The organism is Pleomorphomonas sp. T1.2MG-36 (genome assembly GCF_950100655.1).
Taxonomy (GTDB): Bacteria; Pseudomonadota; Alphaproteobacteria; order Rhizobiales; family Pleomorphomonadaceae; genus Pleomorphomonas.
In genome coordinates this window covers 250,700-268,846 of the sequence record NZ_CATNLY010000012.1, presented here as the reverse complement: position 1 = coordinate 268,846, position 18,147 = coordinate 250,700, and the positions used below count along the sequence as shown (strand labels likewise).

Sequence of the window (18,147 nt, the reverse complement as noted above, 5' to 3'; positions counted from 1 at the left end):
GCGCCGTGCGGGGGCAGGGCGCGTATCGATTGGGAACGCCGGTGAGGACCCGTTACGCGAGCATGTCCAGGAGTTGTCCGATGCCGGTGGCGAGAGATGACTTGGCCGGAGCAACCGCTCCGACGTCGTCCGCATCGCCATCGTGGTCCGGGCCCGACGCCTCGGCGGCTTCGCTTGGGCGCGGTGCGCCAAGGGCCGGTGTCGGCCGGTAGCTGACGGATGAGATGCTCATGCAATACCTCCAGACGGGCAGACCCATGGGGAGGTTCCGGGCTTGCCCGGCGGTAGGATGCATCAGCCGACCTGTCGAATGTCTGTCGGTCGTTTGGGAGAGCTCCTTGCTCTCGACGACTTGTATCGCCTGAGGTCGCAAACCATGATAGGCGGAACGGACCCGCGTTTTGGAAACCTGGAATGCCGCTTCACATCATCAAGCTCTGCGTCGGCGTCGAAACGGTCGAGGAGCTCGACCAGTGGTACCGCGAGGAGGTGCTGGTTCACGCCGCTCGTGGCGAGGGCTATGAGCGTATTCATGTCACGCGCATGTTTCCCAAGCGCGTCGACGAGATTCTGGACGGCGGTTCGCTCTACTGGGTGATCAAGGGCATCGTGCAGGTCCGCCAGCGGATTCTGGAGCTGCGGCCGATGCGCGGCGGCGACGGCATCGACCGCTGCGGCATCGTGCTCGATCCGGAGCTTCATCGCACCGAATACAAGCCCTGTCGCGCCTTCCAGGGCTGGCGTTACCTTCCCGACAAGGAAGCCCCCGCCGATATCCGGCAGTCGGAAATCGATGGAGAGATTCCCGAAGGCATGCGTCGGGCGCTGAGGGACCTGGCGCTGATCTGACGCTTCCTTGGTCGGACTCTAAGCGATTTTTCTTGACGTGATCGGCGCGCGATGGTTCTTGTCCGTCAACTTTGCTTCGGCAGTCTTTGCGGAAGCGACCCGTCGGACGATATCCATGTTGCGCACTCAGCACATCCGGACATCATTGACCGCCCCGCTTTCGCGGGCCGCGGTTCCGACCTCTTACGGCTTTATGGGCTTTTATGCGTGGCATGCCGCTTCGGCGTGGCCGGTTCCGCAGCTGTCTGACTGACAGGCCCAGCGCGAGAACGAGCCCCGCCGAAAGGCGGGGTTTTTGCATTTGGGGCTCAGTGATCGTCCGCCTCCGGCCCCGATGCCGGACCGGGCGGACCGGGGCCACCGCCTTCAACACCACCCCAACTGCGCATTGCGCATTAGTGGTGGTGCTTCACCGGCGCCTCATGTACAAGGCGCCAAATTCGGACTGCTCCGCGGCGGTTTCCGCGGGGCGACGCATCTAGAAGAAGAGTCGCGTCATGCCCACCACCTGGAAGCCCGATTCCTGGCGTGCCTTGCCCGTTGAGCAGGTGCCCTTCTATCCCGATCAGGCGGCACTTTCCGCCGTCGAGGCGCGTCTGGCGAGCTATCCCCCGCTGGTGTTTGCCGGCGAGGCCCGCAAGCTGAAGAAGTCGCTTGCCAAGGTGGCTGCTGGCGAAGCCTTTCTGCTGCAAGGCGGCGACTGTGCAGAGAGCTTCGCCGAGCACGGCGCCGACAACATCCGCGACTTCTTCCGCGTCTTCCTGCAGATGGCGGTGGTGCTGACCTACGGCGCCGCCCAGCCGGTGGTGAAGGTTGGCCGCATTGCCGGCCAGTTCGCCAAGCCGCGTTCCAAGTCGACCGAGATCATCGATGGCGTCGAGCTGCCGTCCTACCGGGGCGACATCGTCAATGGCATGGAGTTCACGGCGGAAGCGCGCATTCCCGATCCGCAGCGCCAGGAAATGGCCTACCGGCAGTCGGCGGCGACGCTGAACCTGCTGCGCGCCTTCGCCAGCGGCGGCTACGCCAATCTCGACAACGTCCACAAGTGGACGCTCGGCTTCGTCAAGGGCACGCAGTCGTCGCGCTATCAGGAATATGCCGACCGCATCACCGAGAGCCTCGCTTTCATGCGGGCCTGCGGCATTCATCCCGAAAGCGTCTCGGAGATGCGGACGACCGATTTCTACACCAGCCACGAGGCGCTGCTGCTTGGTTACGAGCAGGCGCTGACCCGCGTCGACTCGACCACTGGCGACTGGTACGGCACCTCCGGCCACATGATCTGGATCGGCGATCGCACCCGCCAGCCCGGCCATGCCCATATCGAATACTGCCGCGGCATCAAGAACCCGATCGGCCTCAAGTGCGGCCCGTCGCTGGCGCCGGACGAGTTGATCCGGCTGATCGATACGCTGAACCCGGACAACGAGCCGGGCCGGCTGACGCTGATCACCCGCTATGGCGCCGACAAGGTGGGCGACTATCTGCCCGGCCTCATCCGGGCGGTTCAGCGCGAAGGCCGCACGGTGGTCTGGTCCTGCGATCCGATGCATGGCAACACCATCACGCTCAATTCCTACAAGACGCGGCCGTTCGACCGCATCCTGAAGGAAGTCGGCGCCTTCTTCGACGTGCACGCTGCCGAGGGTACCCATCCCGGTGGCATCCATATCGAGATGACCGGGCGCGATGTCACCGAATGCACCGGCGGCGCCGTGGCCATCTCCGGCGAACAGCTGTCGGATCGCTACCACAGCCATTGCGATCCGCGCCTCAACGCCGATCAGGCGCTGGAGCTTGCCTTCCTGGTTGCCGAGCGCATCAAGAAGACGCGCGAGGGCCGCGAGCCCATGGAATGGGCGATCGCCGGCGAGTGACAGAGCCGCTCGAGGTGGGTTGAAGTAAGAAAGGCGCTCCGGAAGGGGCGCCTTTTGCATCTGTAGGAGCGTGATCGATGGCTATCGAACTGTCCACCGTGCCGCCGACGGCCGAGGAGTTTGTGGAGCTGCGCGCCGCCTGTGGCTGGGGCGCCGTCGAACCGGCCATCGCCGAGCGGGCGTTGGCGGCCGGGCTGTTGGGCGTCGCGGCGCGCGATGGCGACCGCGTCGCCGGTTTTGGCCGCGTCGTTGGCGACGGCGTGCTCTACTTCTATTTGCAGGACATCATCGTTCGCCCCGACTTTCGAGGGCAGGGTGTCGGCCGGCTGATCGTCGAGGCGCTGCTCGACGAGGTGCTGAGGCGGGCGCCGCATGGCGCCACGATCGGGCTGATGGCTGCCGAGGGCAAGGAAGGCTTCTACGAGAAGTTCGGCTTCACCCGCCGCCCGACCGACCGGCTCGGCGCCGGCATGACCCGCTTCGTGCTGGCCGAAAAGCCCGTGTGAACTTCTCTACCGGCCGTTCTCGTCCTTCAGCGTCTCCTTCTGGGTGATGAGGCGTGCGGAGTGCTGGCCGGACATGAAGATCCACAGCCAGCTCCAGGCCACGGCGAAGCGGCTGCGGGTGCCGATCAGGAAATAGATGTGGGCGATGCCCCACACCCACCAGGCAATGGCGCCTTTCAGCTTGATCCGGCCGAAATCGACGACGGCGGCGCTGCGCCCGATGGTCGCCAGGTTGCCCTGGTGCCGGTAGGCGAACGGCCCCGGCTCCGGCTTGCCGGCGAGTCGGCTTCGGATGACCCGCGCCACGTGGGCGCCTTGCTGCTTGGCGGCCGGCGCCACGCCCGGCACCGGCTTTCCATCGGCCGTCGTCACCGACGCCGTATCGCCGATCACGAAGATATCGGCCGCGCCGGGAACGGTGAGATCGCGTTCGACGATGGCCCGTCCGGCCCGGTCGGCCGGTGCGCCGAGCCACTCGGCGGCGCGCGAGGCCTGAACGCCGGCCGCCCACAGCACCGTCCTCGCCGGCACGAACTCCTCGCCGACGCGGACGCCTTCGGCGGAAATGTCCGTCACCGGCACTCCGGTCCGCACCGTCACCCCGAGCTTCTCCAGCGCCTTGGCGCCGTACTGCGACAGATCGGGGGTGAATGCCGCCAGGATGCGCGGCCCCGCCTCGATCAACAGGATGCGGGCGCTGCGCGTGTCGATCGAGCGGAACTCGTCGACCAGCGTGCGATGGGCCAGTTCGGCGATGATGCCGGCAAGTTCGACGCCGGTCGGGCCGCCGCCGATGATGGCGAAGGTGAGCAAGGCCTGCCGCGTCTCGGGATCGGTTTCCAGTTCCGCCCGTTCGAAGGCCAGCAGCACGCGCCGCCGGATGGTGGTGGCATCCTCAAGCGTCTTGAGGCCCGGCGCGAAGGCCTCCCACTCGTCGTGGCCGAAATAGGCGTGGCGGGCGCCGGTGGCCAGCACCAGCGTGTCGTAGGGCACGATGGTGCCGTCCCTCAGCCGCACGGTCTTCTCCTGTCTGTCTACGCCGGTGACATGACCGAGAATCGTCTTCACGTCCGGCCGGTCGCGGAACAGACGCCGGACGGGCCAGGCGATTTCCGACGTGGCCAGCAGCGTGGTCGCCACCTGATAGAGCAGGGGCTGGAACAGGTGGTGATTGCGCCGGTCGATCAGCGTGATGTCGACCGGAGCGCCCTTGAGGTCGAGCACCAGTTGCAGACCGGCGAACCCGCTTCCAACGACGACGACGCGATGACTGGCCATGATGCTCTCCGACTTTTCGTGACGACGATCCCGGCGAAGGCCGTGAAGTGGCAAGCATGGTCGAGGACCTCGCGGGGTCAAGAAAGTTCGCCTTCAACCCATTGTAAGTTCGGCTGAAAACCGGCGATACACCGCCGAAGGAAGGGGAGAATGGCCCCCGCGGCGGGATGGCCGCGACCAAAGTTGTAACTCCGGTGCGGGCCATGGGTTCAATGGCGAGGCGGAAACGAGGGCAACTTCGAGCACCGCCCATCCCGGGCTGCGGCCATGCCCTCTTCCAATCCCCGTCCGAAAAGGGTCTTCTGGACGCGGCCGGACAAGTCGATTCGAACTGTCGTCAAACGGTTCACCTAAACCAATTACAATCTTGACATCCGTGCCAGTTCGCATCTTTGCAGCGTCACACTGACGGTCTATAGAACGCTCGGGTTCTCTGAGGAATTCGACCCCAATCCAACTGGGAGTGCATCGCACAATGACAGCCATCATCGATATCGTCGGTCGCCAGATTTTCGACAGCCGCGGCAACCCCACCGTCGAAGTCGACGTCGTTCTGGAAGACGGCTCCTTCGGCCGCGCCGCCGTTCCGTCGGGCGCCTCCACCGGTGCCCATGAGGCGGTCGAGCTGCGCGATGGCGGCTCCCGTTATCTCGGCAAGGGCGTGACCAAGGCCGTCGCCGCCGTCAACGACGAGATCTACAAGGCGATCGCCGGCATGGATGCCGAGGATCTCCTGGCCGTCGACAAGGCCATGATCGAGCTGGACGGCACCCCGAACAAGGCCCGCCTCGGCGCCAACGCCATCCTCGGCGTGTCGCTCGCCGTCGCCAAGGCCGCCGCCGAGGCCGCCGGCCTGCCGCTCTACCGCTACGTCGGTGGCCCGAACGCCCACATCCTGCCGGTGCCGATGATGAACATCGTCAACGGCGGCGTCCATGCCGACAACCCGATCGACTTCCAGGAGTTCATGATCCTGCCGGTCGGCGCCGACTCCATCGCCGATGCCGTTCGTATCGGCACCGAGGTGTTCCACACCCTGAAGTCGGGCCTCAAGAAGGCCGGCCACAACACCAACGTCGGTGACGAGGGCGGCTTCGCTCCGAACCTCGGCTCAGCCGTCGAAGCGCTCGACTTCATCGTTGCCTCGATCGAGAAGGCCGGCTTCAAGCCCGGCAAGGACGTCTACCTCGGCCTCGACTGCGCCTCGACCGAGTTCTTCAAGGACGGCAAGTACCACTACGAAGGCGAAGGCAAGGTCCGCTCGATCGACGAACAGGTCGAATACCTCGCCAAGCTGGCCGCCGACTACCCGATCATCACGATCGAAGACGGCATGTCGGAAGACGACTGGGCCGGCTGGAAGAAGCTGACCGACAAGATCGGCGGCAAGTGCCAGCTGGTCGGCGACGACCTGTTCGTCACCAACACCCAGCGCCTCGTCCAGGGCATCAAGGCCGGTACGGCCAACTCGATCCTGGTCAAGGTCAACCAGATCGGTTCGCTGTCCGAGACGCTCGACGCCGTCGAGACCGCCCACAAGGCCGGTTACACCGCCGTCATGAGCCACCGCTCGGGCGAGACGGAAGACTACACGATCGCCGACCTCGCGGTTGCCACCAACTGCGGTCAGATCAAGACCGGCTCGCTGGCCCGTTCGGACAGAATCGCCAAGTACAACCAGCTCATCCGCATCGAGGAAGAGCTGGGCAGCCAGGCCAAGTACGCCGGCCGCAGCGTCGTCAAGGGCGCCTGAGCCTCTCTGGCTTCCCACGAGAATTGAGGAAAGGCCCGGTTCGTCCGGGCCTTTTCTTTTCCATCGATCCGGGTGGCATGAGCCGATCAGGCAGCCGTCGCGGAGAGAGGATCCGCCCGCTCCATGGCCTCCTTGATGATCTTCGGAACGTCGTCTCGCAGCGACTGCGAGGAGTGCTCGATCGTTCTGGTCACTTCGGTGACGTCGGAGGACAGCGTGTAGGTGCTTTCAACGGCGGTGTTGATGGCGCCAATCCGGCTGCCGACGTCGGCGACGGCCGTTTGCGCCTCGCGCAGCTTTTCCGTGAAGTCGGCGACGGTCGCTCTCTGCCCGTCAACGCGCTCAAGCATGTTGACGGTCGTGTCGCCCAGCGTTTCGACGGTGGCGCCGGCATCGCTGAGCGCTTCCGCGACACGGCGCGTCGTGTTCTGGATTTCGGTGATTTTCGACGTAACCTCGAAGGTCGATTTTTCCGTTTGCGACGCCAGGGCTTTGACCTCGCCGGCGACCACCGCGAAGCCTCGCCCCAGTTCGCCCGCGCGCGCCGACTCGATCGTGGCGTTGAGGGCAAGAAGATTGGTCTGCTTGGCGATGGTCGCGATCGTCCCGGCAATCTGATCGATGTCGGCGGCGGCGCGCGACAGATCGTCGACAGCCGAGCGGGCCGCCACCATCGAGGATAGCGCCGAGCGACCGGCGTCCGCGCTCCTGCGCACGTCGTCGGATATAGCGTTGATGGCGACGATCACCTGATCCGACAGATTGGCGGCGGTCGCGTTGAGACGGTGCGAGCGTTCCGCGGCCTCGGCGATCTGCTGGGAGGCGATCCGGACGTCGCCAATGACGTTCGTCATGCCGGCCGTCCGGGTTTCGAGGGACTCTGCTCCCTCAATGATACGGTCGAGGCCGGAGCCGGTCGACAGCTCCACTTCCCGCGCCATTTTTCGAAGAATTTCCCGTTTCTGCGTTGCTTCGCCGAGCCGTTCCTCGTTGCGCAGGCGCTCGGCCTCGGAGAGTTCCAGGGCCTGCTCCTCCAGCTTGCGCTGAAGGTTGGACTTGCTTGCTTCCGCACGCGCCCGGTTGCGGCGGATCAGCCACCAGATGATCGCTGCCACCAGCATTCCGGCAATGTCCGCGGCAAGGCCACCCCAGAACTGGTTGCGTATGTTTCGAACTTCGGAGCTGGCGTCGAACTCGGCATTGGGCAGGCCGACCCACAGCAGCCAGGGGTGTTCGCTGTCGGCAGTGGTCACCGGAACGACGAAGGAGGCGATGAGCGCCGGGTCGGGAATGCCCTTTTTGACAAACTCCAGAGACGCGTTGGCCTGGCCTGCTTCCTTCGGAAGGGCAACGTAGCCGTAGTCGGGATTGACCAGCGCGAAATGGGGGCTTGGCAGCATTTCGCCGATGACGTTGGACAGGATCACCGTCGATACGACGCCGCTGGCCTTCTTGTCGACGCCATAGATCGGCACGGAGAAGACCAGTCCCGACCGTCCCTTGTCGTCGCTTGCCGATGTCATCTGCGAGTTATCGCAGGTGATGACCTCGGGGCCGGACTGCAATGGGATCGCCAAATCGGAAATGTTCGCCAGATCGGAGTGTTGCGTTTTGAAAGACTCTATCTGCTTGGCAATCAACGCGTATTCCTGATCTTCCTCCTCGGGTACTCCAGTGACGCTGCTGGCCGCCGCAGTCTCGCTGGCCGCCTGCTTGCCGCTGTCGGTAATCAACTCGTCGAGCATCAGGGCCGGAACCTGGGTCTTCCCGGTGGCGGGGTCGACGTGGCTCGGATCGAACGGCCCCGGGATCAGATAGACTTCGGAAACGGCAACGCTGCTGGCGAGGTTGTTGTAGATCTGTTGGATCGATGCCCGGGCGTCGTCGCTGATCGTCGCGCTGGTCGGCGTCATGCGGCGAACGCTGGGCAGAAAGCTGATGGTCCGGATGTTGCGATAGATCTCGCCGATATGCTCGCCAATGCGCTCCTGGATCGGCTCGGCATCGGCCTTCATGGCGGCCCGATAGGTCACCTTCGCGTCGGCCAGATCGCTCCGTTCTCTCCCCACGAGGAGAACCAATAAAGCAAGGCCGCCAATCAAAATCAGCGCGTAGCCAGTAACGGTCGTTCTGCTCATGGTGCGTCCCATTCAGCAAGCACGACACTATGTTGAGGTGAGGCGTTAAATATTCATAACGAGGATCTTGTCGTTGTTTTTATTGTTTTGGAGTTGCCAAGTTGATTGCGGGATATTGAATAGTGCTGTTAGATTTACTTAGTTATTTATACGGTGGAATTGCGTCAAACGCCGAGAAAAGGACGCCCTGGGGGGCAAGAGCGCACGCTGCTGCCGCAAAGCGACACTGAAACGCGCGACAATGCCTCCACTCACTTCACGAAAGGACGGACCATGACCACCAAGCGCATCGCCATCGTGCTCGTCGACGAGTTCGCCGATTGGGAACTCGGTCTGTTTGCCGCCGCCGCCCGGGCCTGGCTCGGAGCTCGTGTCGACCACTATACGCCCGGCGGGCGTGTCGTGCGGTCGATGGGCGGCCTGAGCGTCACCCCGGAAGCGGCGCTGGAGACCCTCGCCGTAGACGACTTCGATGCTTTGGCCGTGATCGGCTCGTCGGTGTGGGAAACCGACGCTGCTCCGGATGTCGGCCCCGTGATCCGGGCCGCGCTGGCGGCTGGGCGTCCGGTTGGCGCAATCTGCGGCGGCACGCTGGCCGCCGCGCGGGCGGGCGTTCTTCAAGGGCGCCGCCACACCAGCAACGCCGCCGATTATGTGCGGGACCACGTGCCGGACTACGACGGGACGCTTTACGTGGAGACGCCGCGCGCCGTGATCGACGGCGGGCTGGTGACCGCGCCGGGTTCGGCACCGGCGAGCTTTGCCACCGGCCTGCTCGGACTGATCTGGCCCGATCATCCGATAATCGACCAGCTCTCGGCGATGATTTCGGCCGAACACCGCGCCGCGTGACAGGTCTGCCCGTTACGCGGGCCGTTTGGCTTTCGCGGCCGCCTCGCTTGCTCTATTGAGAAGCGATGACCGCTCCAGCCGAATCTGTTCCGCCGACCCTGCCGGCCGGGTGCCGCGCCGTTCTCGGCGTGACCCGGTCCGCGACTGATCGCCCGTGGCGCGACCGGCTCGATACACGGGGTGGAGCGCTTGCGCGCCAGATTGCCCAGGAGGTCGGGCTGCCGGATGTGGTGTCCCGGCTGCTCGCCGCCCGCGACGTGGCGGCCGAGAGCGCCGAGGCTTACCTCAACCCGCAGCTTCGCACGCTGCTGCCAGATCCCTCGCTGTTCACCGACATGGAGGCTGCCGCCGGCCGCATCGCCGATGCCGTCGAGCGGGGCGAGAAGGTGGCCGTCTTTGGCGACTATGATGTTGACGGCGCCACCTCGGTGGCGGTCTTCGTCCGTTATCTGCGCAGCCAGGGGCTCGACCCGGCCATCTACATTCCCGATCGCCTCGTCGACGGCTACGGCCCCAATCCGCGCGCCGTCGGCGAACTGGCGGCCGGTGGCGCCACGCTGCTCGTGACGCTGGACTGCGGCACATCGAGCTTCGAGGCTTTCGAGGAGGCGCGACGGCGCGGCTTCGATGTGGTCGCCCTCGATCACCATCAGGCGGGCGTCGAGCTGCCGCCGACGCTGGCGCTGGTCAATCCCAACCGGCAGGACGATCTCTCCGGGCATGGCCATCTCGCCGCCGTCGGCGTCACCTTCGTGACGCTGGTCGCCGTCAACCGCGAGCTTCGGCGGCGCGGCTGGTTCGACCGGCAGGGTACGACGCCCCCCGATCTCCTGGCGCTGCTCGATCTGGTGGCTCTCGGTACCATCTGCGACGTGGTGCCGCTTGTCGGTCTCAATCGGGCGTTCGTCGTCAAGGGATTGTCCGTGTTGAGAGCCCGCGGCAACCGCGGCCTCGCCGCGCTCGCCGACGTGGTCAAGCTCAACGGGCCGCCAACGCCCTACAATCTTGCCTTCATGCTGGGGCCGCGCATCAATGCCGGCGGCCGCATCGGCGACAGCGGTCTCGGCGCGCGCCTGCTGATATCCGACGATCATGTGGCGGCCGGCCGCATCGCCGTCGAGCTCGACCGGCTCAATCGCGAACGGCAGGCGCTCGAGGCGGAGGCGTTGGACGCCGCCGAGCTGATGGTGGTCGCGCGGCTCGGCGGAACCGCGCCGCCGGTGATCGTCGAGGCCTCGGCCGATTGGCATCCCGGCATCGTCGGCCTTGTCGCCGCCCGTCTCAAGGAGCGCTACCGCTGCCCGACCTTTGCCATTGCGCTTGACGGGCAGGGCGGGGCGGTCGGCTCGGGCCGCTCCATCCCCGGCATCGATCTCGGCGCCGTGGTGCGGCTCGCGCTGGAGCGCGGCCTGATCGCCAAGGGCGGCGGACATGCCATGGCGGCCGGCATTTCGATGGCGGCGGACGGGGTGGACGCGTTCCGTGCCTTCGTGTCAGCCGCCGTTGCCGACGGGGTGGCGATGGCGCGCGCCGCCGAGGCGCTGGAGGTCGACGCGGCTCTCACCGCCGACGGCGCCACACCCGAACTCATCGAGGCGATCGGGCGGGTGGGCCCGTTCGGCTCGGCCCAGCCGGAGCCGATGTTCGTCTTTCCCTCTCACCGGTTGCTCTATCTCGACACAGCCGGCCGCAATCACCTTCGCCTGACGCTGGCTTCCTCGGCCGGGACCCGCGTCAAGGCCATGGCCTTCCGCGCCGTCGGCCAGCCGCTCGGCGATTTCCTCGCCGCCAACCGGGGTGGCTCGGTGCACATCGCCGGTCATGTCGATCTCGACTGGTGGCAGGGCGCGCCGCGCGTCAACATCCGCGTGGTCGACGCCGCCGATCCCGCCAAGGCGCGTCCCTGATCGTCTTGCACAACGCGAACTTCGCCTTTGGCTGAGTTGCCGACGGTCGTTCCTGCCGCTATTGCTGGAGTAGGTGTTTTCATCCAGTTGCCGTTCTTTGATGTCATTATCCGGCCGACTGCCGGTTTCCGAGGGGAATATCCATGGTGTCCGTTCGGCGTTTGGCGCGGCTTCTCGCGCTCGTGTGTCTTTCCTCGGCGGGACTCGTTCTCGCCACGCCGGGCGAGGCGGCCGAACGACGGGCGATCATCACCGAGGGAGCCGATTATTTCGGCGAGGACATCGAAACGCTGAAGGGCGTCGAACTCGGCGATTGCGAGGCCGCCTGCGTCGATGACGACCGTTGCGTTGCCTTCACCTACAACACCAAGGCTCAGTGGTGCTTCAAGAAGGGGACCATGGGCGACCTCCGCACGTTCGCCGGGGCGGTGGCCGGGCGAATCGTCACCTCCGAGGCGACCGATCCCGCTCTTGCCGATACCCGCCGGGACGAGCTTGGCTTCATCGGCCAGAGCTACATCGACGAGGCCCGCAAGCTGGAAGGCGCCATCGCCGACGAGCCGGCGGAAGGCAAGCTCGACAAGCTGCTCGCCGCCGCCGACAAGGCGAGCGACGCCGGTGACAATCTCAAGGCGGCCGATAGCCTGCGCAAGGCCATCCGCCTCGATCCCGACCGCAACGACCTCTGGTGGCGCTATTCCGACCAGGCGATCCTGGTGCCGCAGGACAACGAGCGGCACGATACCTTCGTCCAGGAATCGACGGCTGCCGCCGTCAACGCCTATCTGCGCGCGGCGGATGTCGACGAGCAGGTCGCCGCTCTCAACTCGCTCGCCAACTCCTTCGTGACGCGCGAGAACTGGGATCTCGGCATCAAGACGCTGCGCCGCCGCCTGGTATTGCAGGACGATCCCGACTGGCGCTCGGCCTACGACGACTGGATTGCCCAGCACGGCTTCCGCGTCGCCGACAATTCGGTGGACACCCAATCGTCGACGCCGCGCATCTGCGTCGCCTTCTCCGATCCCATCGCCCGCAACGATCCGTCGATCACCGGCTACTTCGCCGTGGAGGGCGGTGAACGACTTGAGATCGAGGCCGAGGACAACCAGATCTGCGCCGCCGGTGTCGAGTACGGCAACCGCTATCACGTCACCGTCCGCAAGGGACTGCCCGCCAAGGACGGCGAGGAGACGCTGAACAAGACCGTCGACCTCGACATCTACGTGCGCGACCGCGATCCGTCGGTCCGCTTCGTCGGCAAGGCCTATGTGCTGCCCAAGACGCCGAACGCCACCATTCCCGTGGTGTCGGTCAACGTCGATACGCTCGACGCTCGCGTTCTGAAGATCGGCGACCGCAACCTCGTCAACGCCGTCGGCCAGGACCGCTTTCTGAGCCAGCTGGACAAGTGGAGCGCCGATGCCGTTGCCGACCGCGAGGGGCGCGAGATCTGGTCCGGCCAGATCGCCGTCAAGCGCGACACCAACCGTGAGGTGACCACGGCCGTTCCCGTGAGCGAACTGGTCAAGACGCTGGAGCCCGGCGTCTATGCGCTGGTGGTCCGCGACATCAACAAGAAGGAAGAGTGGTCAGCCGACGCCACGCAGTGGTTCGTGGTCTCCGATCTGGGCCTCGCCACCATGACAGGCAACGACGGCCTGCACGTGGTGATCAGGGGTCTCGGCGACGCCAAGGCCGTTGCCGGCGTCGAGCTGAAGCTGATCGCCAACGACAACGACGTGCTGGGATCGGCGACCACCGACGACCAGGGCTATGCGCGCTTCGATGCCGGTCTCGTCAAGGGCACCGGCGGCGCGGCGCCGCAGCTTCTGCTGGCGACGAAGGATGGCGACTTTGCCTTCCTCAATTTGCAGAAGGCCGCCTTCGATCTGACCGATCGCGGCGTCGAGGGGCGCGATCCGCCGAAGCCGGTCGACGTCTTCATGACCACGGAGCGCGGAGTCTATCGGCCCGGCGAGGCGGTGAACCTCACCGTGCTCGCCCGCGACCCGGCCGCCGCGGCGCTGTCCGATGTGCCGCTGACGCTGGTGGTGCGCCGTCCCGACGGCAACGAGTTCATTCGCCGCCTTGCCGCCGACGAGGGTGCCGGTGGTCGCGATCTCACCTTCGACCTGCCCGGTGGCGCGCAGCGCGGCACCTGGCGCGCCGCCGCCTACACGGACCCGAAGGCGGAGGCGCTGCAGGAGGTGACCTTCAAGGTCGAAGACTTCCAGCCCGAGCGCATCGACTTCGCGCTGAAGACCGATGCAACCCTGCTGCACGTCGGCGAAAGCGTGGATGCCACCTTGCATGCCGACTGGCTCTACGGCGCTCCGGCGGCCGGCCTTGCCATCGAGGGCGAGGTCTACGTGACGCCGGCGGCCGACATCCCCTCGGCGCCGGGCTATCGCTTCGGCCTCACCGACGACGATTTCACCTCGGCCGTTCAGGACGTCCAGTCGGACGGCACCGACGAGAATGGCGATGCCGCCGTCACGCTGGCGACGCCGGAGGTCGCGGATACCACCCGTCCGCTGCAGGCCGCCGTCCACGTTCGCGTGCTCGACACCAACGGCCGGCCGGTCGAGCGTCGCATGACGCTGCCGGTCTCCACCGGACACGAGCGGATCGGCGTGAAGCCGCTGTTCGACGGATCGGTGGAGGAGGGCGGCAACGCCGCCTTCGACGTCGCGGTGCTCGACGCCGATTATGCCAAGATCGGCGCCAAGGACCTTCACTGGACGCTGTCCCGCGTGCAGACGAACTATCAGTGGTACCAGAGCGACGGTTCCTGGGACTACCACGCCATCAAGACCTCGACCCGCGTCGCCGACGGCAAGCTCGATGTCGAGCCCGGCCAGCCGGCCCGCATCGAGGCGCGCGTCGAGTGGGGCGAGTACCAGCTCACCGTTACCAGCGCCGACGGCGCGCTCATTCCGGTGTCGACCGGCTTCGAGGCCGGCTGGTATGTGCCGACGACCTCGGAGGAAACGCCCGATCTCCTTAAGATCACACTGGACAAGCCGCGCTACGCCATCGGTGACACGCTGAAGGCCCATATCGAGCCGCGCTTTGCCGGTGTGGCCGTGGTGTCGGTGGTTGACGATCGGCTGATCGCAATGAAGACGGTTGAAGTGCCGGCCGGCGGCTCGACCATCGAACTGCCGGTCACGGCCGACTGGGGGCCGGGCGCCTACGTGACGGCGTCGCTGCTCCGCCCGCTGGACATCGCCGAAAAACGGATGCCGTCGCGGGCGCTCGGCCTTGCCTGGGCCGGCGTCGATCCCGGCGAGCGCCTGCTGGGCGTCGCCATCGACGCGCCAATGGACATGCGGCCGCAGACCGACCTCAATGTTGCCGTCAAGGTCGACGGTGCGAAGGCCGGCGAGGACGCCTACGTCACCATCGCGGCCGTCGATGTCGGCATCCTGAACCTCACGGAGTTCAAGGCGCCGGCGCCGGAGGACTGGTACTTTGCCCAGCGCCGGCTCGGCATCGAGTTCCGCGACCTCTATGGCCAGTTGATCGACACCACGCTCGGCGCGCTGGGCGAGGTCCGTACCGGCGGCGATGGCGGCGGCATTTCCAAGCTGATGGGGCCGCCCCCCACCGAGCGGCTGGTCGCCTTCTTCCAGGGCGTCACCAAGGTCGGCGCCGATGGGCTCGCCCATGCCTCCTTCAAGATGCCGGACTTCAACGGCACGGTGAAGTTGATGGCGGTCGCCTGGTCGAAGACTGGCGTCGGCCATGCCTCGCGCGACGTGCTGGTGCGCGACCCGGTGGTGATCCAAGCCTCCCTGCCGAACTTCCTCGCACCGGGCGATCGTTCGCGGCTCGCGCTCGATTTCACCCATGTCGAAGGGCCGACGGGCGATTTCTCGCTCGACGTGACGGCGGCCGGCGATCTCGTCGGTGTCGACGAGAAGCTCGCCAAGGCCAAGGTGTCCCTGGCCGAGAAGGGCAAGGCCCGCGTGCTGATCCCGATCACCGGCAAGGCCGTCGGCGATGAAACCATCACCGCCGCGTTGACGGCGCCCGACGGCACGGTGTTCACCAAGACGCTGACGCTCGGCGTGCGCGACAACGAGCCCACCGTCACCAGGGTCAGCGACATGTCGCTGAAGCCGGGAAGCGGCGAGCTGAAGCTCACGGCCGACATGTTCGCGGGTCTCAAGCCTGCGACCGGCGTTGCGACGCTGACGGTCGGCACGGTGGCCGGCATCGACCTGCCGGGCCTCGTCCACGCGCTCGATAAGTATCCCTATGGCTGCTCCGAGCAGATCACCAGCCGCGCGCTGCCGCTGGTCTATCTCGATGACGTCATCCTGGCGGCCGGTCTTGCCGGCGAGGCGCCGGTGCGCGAACGGGTGCAGAAGGCCATCGACGCGCTCCTGGTCAACCAGGGTTCGGACGGCTCCTTCGGCCTTTGGGGCCCCGGCTCGGAAGATCTGTGGCTCAACGCCTATGTCACCGACTTCCTGACCCGCGCCAAGGAGAAGGGCTACACGGTGCCGCCGGTCGCCTACGACATGGCGGTGACCGACCTCAAGAACCGTATCGCCTACGCGTCCGACTTCACCGATGGTGGTGAGGATGTCGCCTACGCCCTCTATGTGCTGGCGCGCAACGGGCGTGCGTCGATCGGCGACCTGCGCTTCTATGCCGAAACCAAGCTGGACTCCTTCGGGACGCCGCTCGCCCGGGCTCAGCTCGGTGCAGCACTTGCCCTTTATGGCGACAGTCAGAAGGCCTCGGGCGCGTTCCGCTCGTCCCTCGACCTGCTCGACGAAGGCCGGGACAGCGCGCGCGTCTGGCGCGCCGACTATGGCTCCGATCTCCGCGATGGCGCCGCCGTTCTGGCGCTGGCTTCGGAATCGAAGCTGTCCAGCTTCGACTATCAGGGCCTCAGCCGCGAGGTGGGCAAGCTCTACAAGGCCAGCGCCTATACCTCGACGCAGGAGAAGGCATGGATGCTTCTGGCCGCCCACGCCATGCTGAAGGATGGCTTGAAGCCCGAACTCGACGTCGGGGGCAGCCGGCATGACGGCGTCTTCACGGCGAAGTACGAGGCCGGAGACATCGCAAAGGGCCTGGCGGTGAAGAACGTCGGCAAGTCGGTCGTCGACGCCAGGGTGACGGTCACCGGCGTGCCCGAGACGCCGGAGCCTGCCGGCGGCAACGGTTATGAACTGACCCGCGCCTACTACGACCTCGACGGCAACGAGATCGATCCGTCGGCGGTCAAGCTGGGCGACCGCATGGTGGTGGTGCTCTCCGTCACCACGTCGCAGTCCGGCTGGGCTCGTCTCGTGCTGAACGACCCGCTGCCGGCCGGCTTTGCCATCGACAACCCGTCGCTGGTGCGCGCGGGCGACGTGGCAGCGCTCGACTGGCTGGCCCCGCTCGACAACGCCGCCCACACCGAATACCAGACCGACCGCTTCACCGTGGCTTTCGACCTGAAGGACACCACGGAGTTCCAGTTCGCCTACATGGCCCGCGCCATCGCGCCCGGCAGATTCAACCTGCCGGCCGCAACGCTCGAGGACATGTATCGGCCGGAACGGCAGGCCCGCACCGATGCCGGCCATGTGGAAGTGATCGGTCCGCTGCAGTGATCAAAAAAAGGGCGGTCTCAGCCGCCCTTTTTCCCAACGGGGTCGAGATCCATCGTTTTGTGAAGGATCCCGGCCAGTCTATTGATTCATCTTGGAAATAATTGGCGTCCTAAAGTGCCAGTTCCAGGATTTTCGAGGCAACCTCGGGCGTGACGTCGCGGTGCTCGCCAAGCGGCACCTGCCAGTGCTGGCGCAGCTTGTCCGCCACCTCCGGAATGACGCGAGCGTCGAGCCCGTAGTCGGCGAGGCGGGTCCTGACGCCCATCGCCTCGAAGAAGTCCCGTGTCCGCTCGATGGCGGCGTCGATGCGTTCGTCCTCGCTGCCACTGGTGATGCCGAGCACCCGCTCGGCATATTGCAGTAGCTTCTCCCGCTTCTGTGCCCGCTTCACCTTGAGCAGCGATGGCAGCACCACCGCCAGCGTCGCGGCATGGTCGAGCCCATAAAGGCCCGTCAGCTCGTGGCCGATGCGGTGCGTCGCCCAATCGCCTGGCACGCCACGCGACAGCAGGTCGTTGAGCGCCATGGTCGACGCCCACATCAGGTTGGCGCGAACGGCGTAGTTGGTCGGCTCGCTGAGCGCCGCCGGGCCGTCTTCCATGATGGTCAGCAGCAGTCCCTCGGCAAAGCGGTCCTGCACCTTGGCGCCGACCGGATAGGTGAGATACTGCTCCAGCACGTGCATGTAGCTGTCGACGACGCCGTTGGCTGTCTGGCGCGGCGGCAGCGAGAAGGTGGTCTCCGGATCGAGTACCGAGAAGCGCGGCATCACATGCACCGAGTTCATCGGCAGCTTGTCCTGCGTGCTGGCGCGCGTGATGACGGCGTTGCGGTTCATTTCCGAGCCGGTGGCCGGCAGCGTCATGACGCAGCCGACCGGCAGCGCCGCCCTGACGTTGGTGCCCCGCTCCACCAGAATGTCCCAAGGATCGCCCTCGAACAGGGCGGCGGCGGCCACGAACTTGGTGCCGTCGGCCACCGATCCGCCGCCGACCGCCAGGAGAAAGTCGATCTTCTCGGCACGGGCGAGGTCCGCCACCTTCACCAGCGTCTCGAAATGCGGATTGGCCTCGATACCGCCGAACTCGAACACCGTTCGGCCGGTCAGCGCCGCCCGCACCTGATCCATCACGCCGTTCTTCAGCACCGAACCTCCACCGTAGGTGACGAGCACGCGGGCATCGGCCGGCACTTCCTCGGAGATGCGGGCGATCTGCCCCTTGCCGAAGTGGATGCGGGTGGTGTTCCAGTAGGTGAAGCTCTGCATGGCGTCCTCGAACGATCTGAGACGCCGGTTTTATCGCGACGCGACCCGGCCGACAAATCGCCATTGCCGATGATTTCGGTCTATGCCGCCGATGAG

The 18,147-nt window shown here is 66.0% G+C and carries 11 protein-coding genes; 7 read left to right on the top strand and 4 right to left on the bottom strand.

Features of this window, described 5'->3' with window-relative positions:
* Window positions 1-52 precede the first annotated feature (52 nt).
* Entirely contained in the window at window positions 53-232 is a 180-nt protein-coding gene (locus QQZ18_RS08100) for a hypothetical protein (RefSeq protein WP_284539905.1), read from the bottom strand.
* Window positions 233-414: 182 nt separating this feature from the next.
* On the opposite strand from QQZ18_RS08100, the gene QQZ18_RS08095 reads away from it, so the two are divergent.
* The 3 genes from QQZ18_RS08095 to QQZ18_RS08085 all read left to right on the top strand — a co-directional run bounded on the left by QQZ18_RS08095 (window position 415) and on the right by QQZ18_RS08085 (window position 3,235).
* Window positions 415-849 (top strand): DUF1489 family protein, encoded by a 435-nt coding sequence (locus QQZ18_RS08095; protein ID WP_284539903.1) that lies wholly within the window; start codon window positions 415-417, stop codon window positions 847-849.
* 497 nt (window positions 850-1,346) lie between these two features.
* Window positions 1,347-2,729: a class II 3-deoxy-7-phosphoheptulonate synthase gene (locus QQZ18_RS08090; protein WP_284539901.1), complete on the top strand. Its 1,383-nt coding sequence runs from the start codon at window positions 1,347-1,349 to the stop codon at window positions 2,727-2,729.
* Between the two features lie 77 nt (window positions 2,730-2,806).
* Window positions 2,807-3,235, top strand: a complete 429-nt coding sequence (locus tag QQZ18_RS08085) for a GNAT family N-acetyltransferase (RefSeq protein WP_284539899.1) — start codon at window positions 2,807-2,809, stop codon at window positions 3,233-3,235.
* A gap of 6 nt (window positions 3,236-3,241) precedes the next feature.
* Here QQZ18_RS08085 and QQZ18_RS08080 read toward each other — a convergent pair whose 3' ends face one another.
* Window positions 3,242-4,513: an NAD(P)/FAD-dependent oxidoreductase gene (locus tag QQZ18_RS08080; protein ID WP_284539896.1), complete on the bottom strand. Its 1,272-nt coding sequence runs from the start codon at window positions 4,511-4,513 to the stop codon at window positions 3,242-3,244.
* Window positions 4,514-4,988: 475 nt separating this feature from the next.
* Here QQZ18_RS08080 and eno point away from each other — a divergent pair, with 475 nt between their 5' ends.
* Window positions 4,989-6,266 carry a phosphopyruvate hydratase gene (gene eno, locus QQZ18_RS08075; protein ID WP_284539894.1) on the top strand — a complete coding sequence of 426 codons (1,278 nt, stop codon included), beginning with the start codon at window positions 4,989-4,991 and terminating at the stop codon, window positions 6,264-6,266.
* Between the two features lie 86 nt (window positions 6,267-6,352).
* Here the strand turns inward: eno and QQZ18_RS08070 are convergent, their stop codons facing one another.
* Window positions 6,353-8,404, bottom strand: coding sequence for a methyl-accepting chemotaxis protein (locus QQZ18_RS08070; protein WP_284539892.1), 2,052 nt, complete (start codon window positions 8,402-8,404; stop codon window positions 6,353-6,355).
* A 273-nt stretch (window positions 8,405-8,677) separates the two neighbouring features.
* Here QQZ18_RS08070 and QQZ18_RS08065 point away from each other — a divergent pair, with 273 nt between their 5' ends.
* From QQZ18_RS08065 to QQZ18_RS08055, 3 genes are all read left to right on the top strand, one after another.
* Entirely contained in the window at window positions 8,678-9,256 is a 579-nt protein-coding gene (locus tag QQZ18_RS08065) for a DJ-1/PfpI family protein (RefSeq protein ID WP_284539890.1), read from the top strand.
* Window positions 9,257-9,321: 65 nt separating this feature from the next.
* Window positions 9,322-11,163 carry a single-stranded-DNA-specific exonuclease RecJ gene (recJ, locus tag QQZ18_RS08060; RefSeq protein ID WP_284539888.1) on the top strand — a complete coding sequence of 614 codons (1,842 nt, stop codon included), beginning with the start codon at window positions 9,322-9,324 and terminating at the stop codon, window positions 11,161-11,163.
* A gap of 143 nt (window positions 11,164-11,306) precedes the next feature.
* Window positions 11,307-16,784, top strand: a complete 5,478-nt coding sequence (locus tag QQZ18_RS08055; protein ID WP_284539886.1) for an alpha-2-macroglobulin family protein — start codon at window positions 11,307-11,309, stop codon at window positions 16,782-16,784.
* A gap of 109 nt (window positions 16,785-16,893) precedes the next feature.
* Here the strand turns inward: QQZ18_RS08055 and QQZ18_RS08050 are convergent, their stop codons facing one another.
* Window positions 16,894-18,051, bottom strand: a complete 1,158-nt coding sequence (locus QQZ18_RS08050) for an iron-containing alcohol dehydrogenase (RefSeq protein WP_284539883.1) — start codon at window positions 18,049-18,051, stop codon at window positions 16,894-16,896.
* Window positions 18,052-18,147 lie beyond the last annotated feature (96 nt).

What these genes read in the sequence shown, in the direction of transcription:
- eno (WP_284539894.1), top strand. Translation starts at nt 4,989, where the DNA reads ATGACAGCCATCATCGATATCGTCGGTCGCCAGATTTTCGACAGCCGC.
- QQZ18_RS08050 (WP_284539883.1), bottom strand. Translation starts at nt 18,051, where the DNA reads ATGCAGAGCTTCACCTACTGGAACACCACCCGCATCCACTTCGGCAAG.
- recJ (WP_284539888.1), top strand. Translation starts at nt 9,322, where the DNA reads ATGACCGCTCCAGCCGAATCTGTTCCGCCGACCCTGCCGGCCGGGTGC.
- QQZ18_RS08095 (WP_284539903.1), top strand. Translation starts at nt 415, where the DNA reads ATGCCGCTTCACATCATCAAGCTCTGCGTCGGCGTCGAAACGGTCGAG.
- QQZ18_RS08090 (WP_284539901.1), top strand. Translation starts at nt 1,347, where the DNA reads ATGCCCACCACCTGGAAGCCCGATTCCTGGCGTGCCTTGCCCGTTGAG.
- QQZ18_RS08085 (WP_284539899.1), top strand. Translation starts at nt 2,807, where the DNA reads ATGGCTATCGAACTGTCCACCGTGCCGCCGACGGCCGAGGAGTTTGTG.
- QQZ18_RS08080 (WP_284539896.1), bottom strand. Translation starts at nt 4,513, where the DNA reads ATGGCCAGTCATCGCGTCGTCGTCGTTGGAAGCGGGTTCGCCGGTCTG.
- QQZ18_RS08055 (WP_284539886.1), top strand. Translation starts at nt 11,307, where the DNA reads ATGGTGTCCGTTCGGCGTTTGGCGCGGCTTCTCGCGCTCGTGTGTCTT.
- QQZ18_RS08070 (WP_284539892.1), bottom strand. Translation starts at nt 8,404, where the DNA reads ATGAGCAGAACGACCGTTACTGGCTACGCGCTGATTTTGATTGGCGGC.
- QQZ18_RS08065 (WP_284539890.1), top strand. Translation starts at nt 8,678, where the DNA reads ATGACCACCAAGCGCATCGCCATCGTGCTCGTCGACGAGTTCGCCGAT.
- QQZ18_RS08100 (WP_284539905.1), bottom strand. Translation starts at nt 232, where the DNA reads ATGAGCATCTCATCCGTCAGCTACCGGCCGACACCGGCCCTTGGCGCA.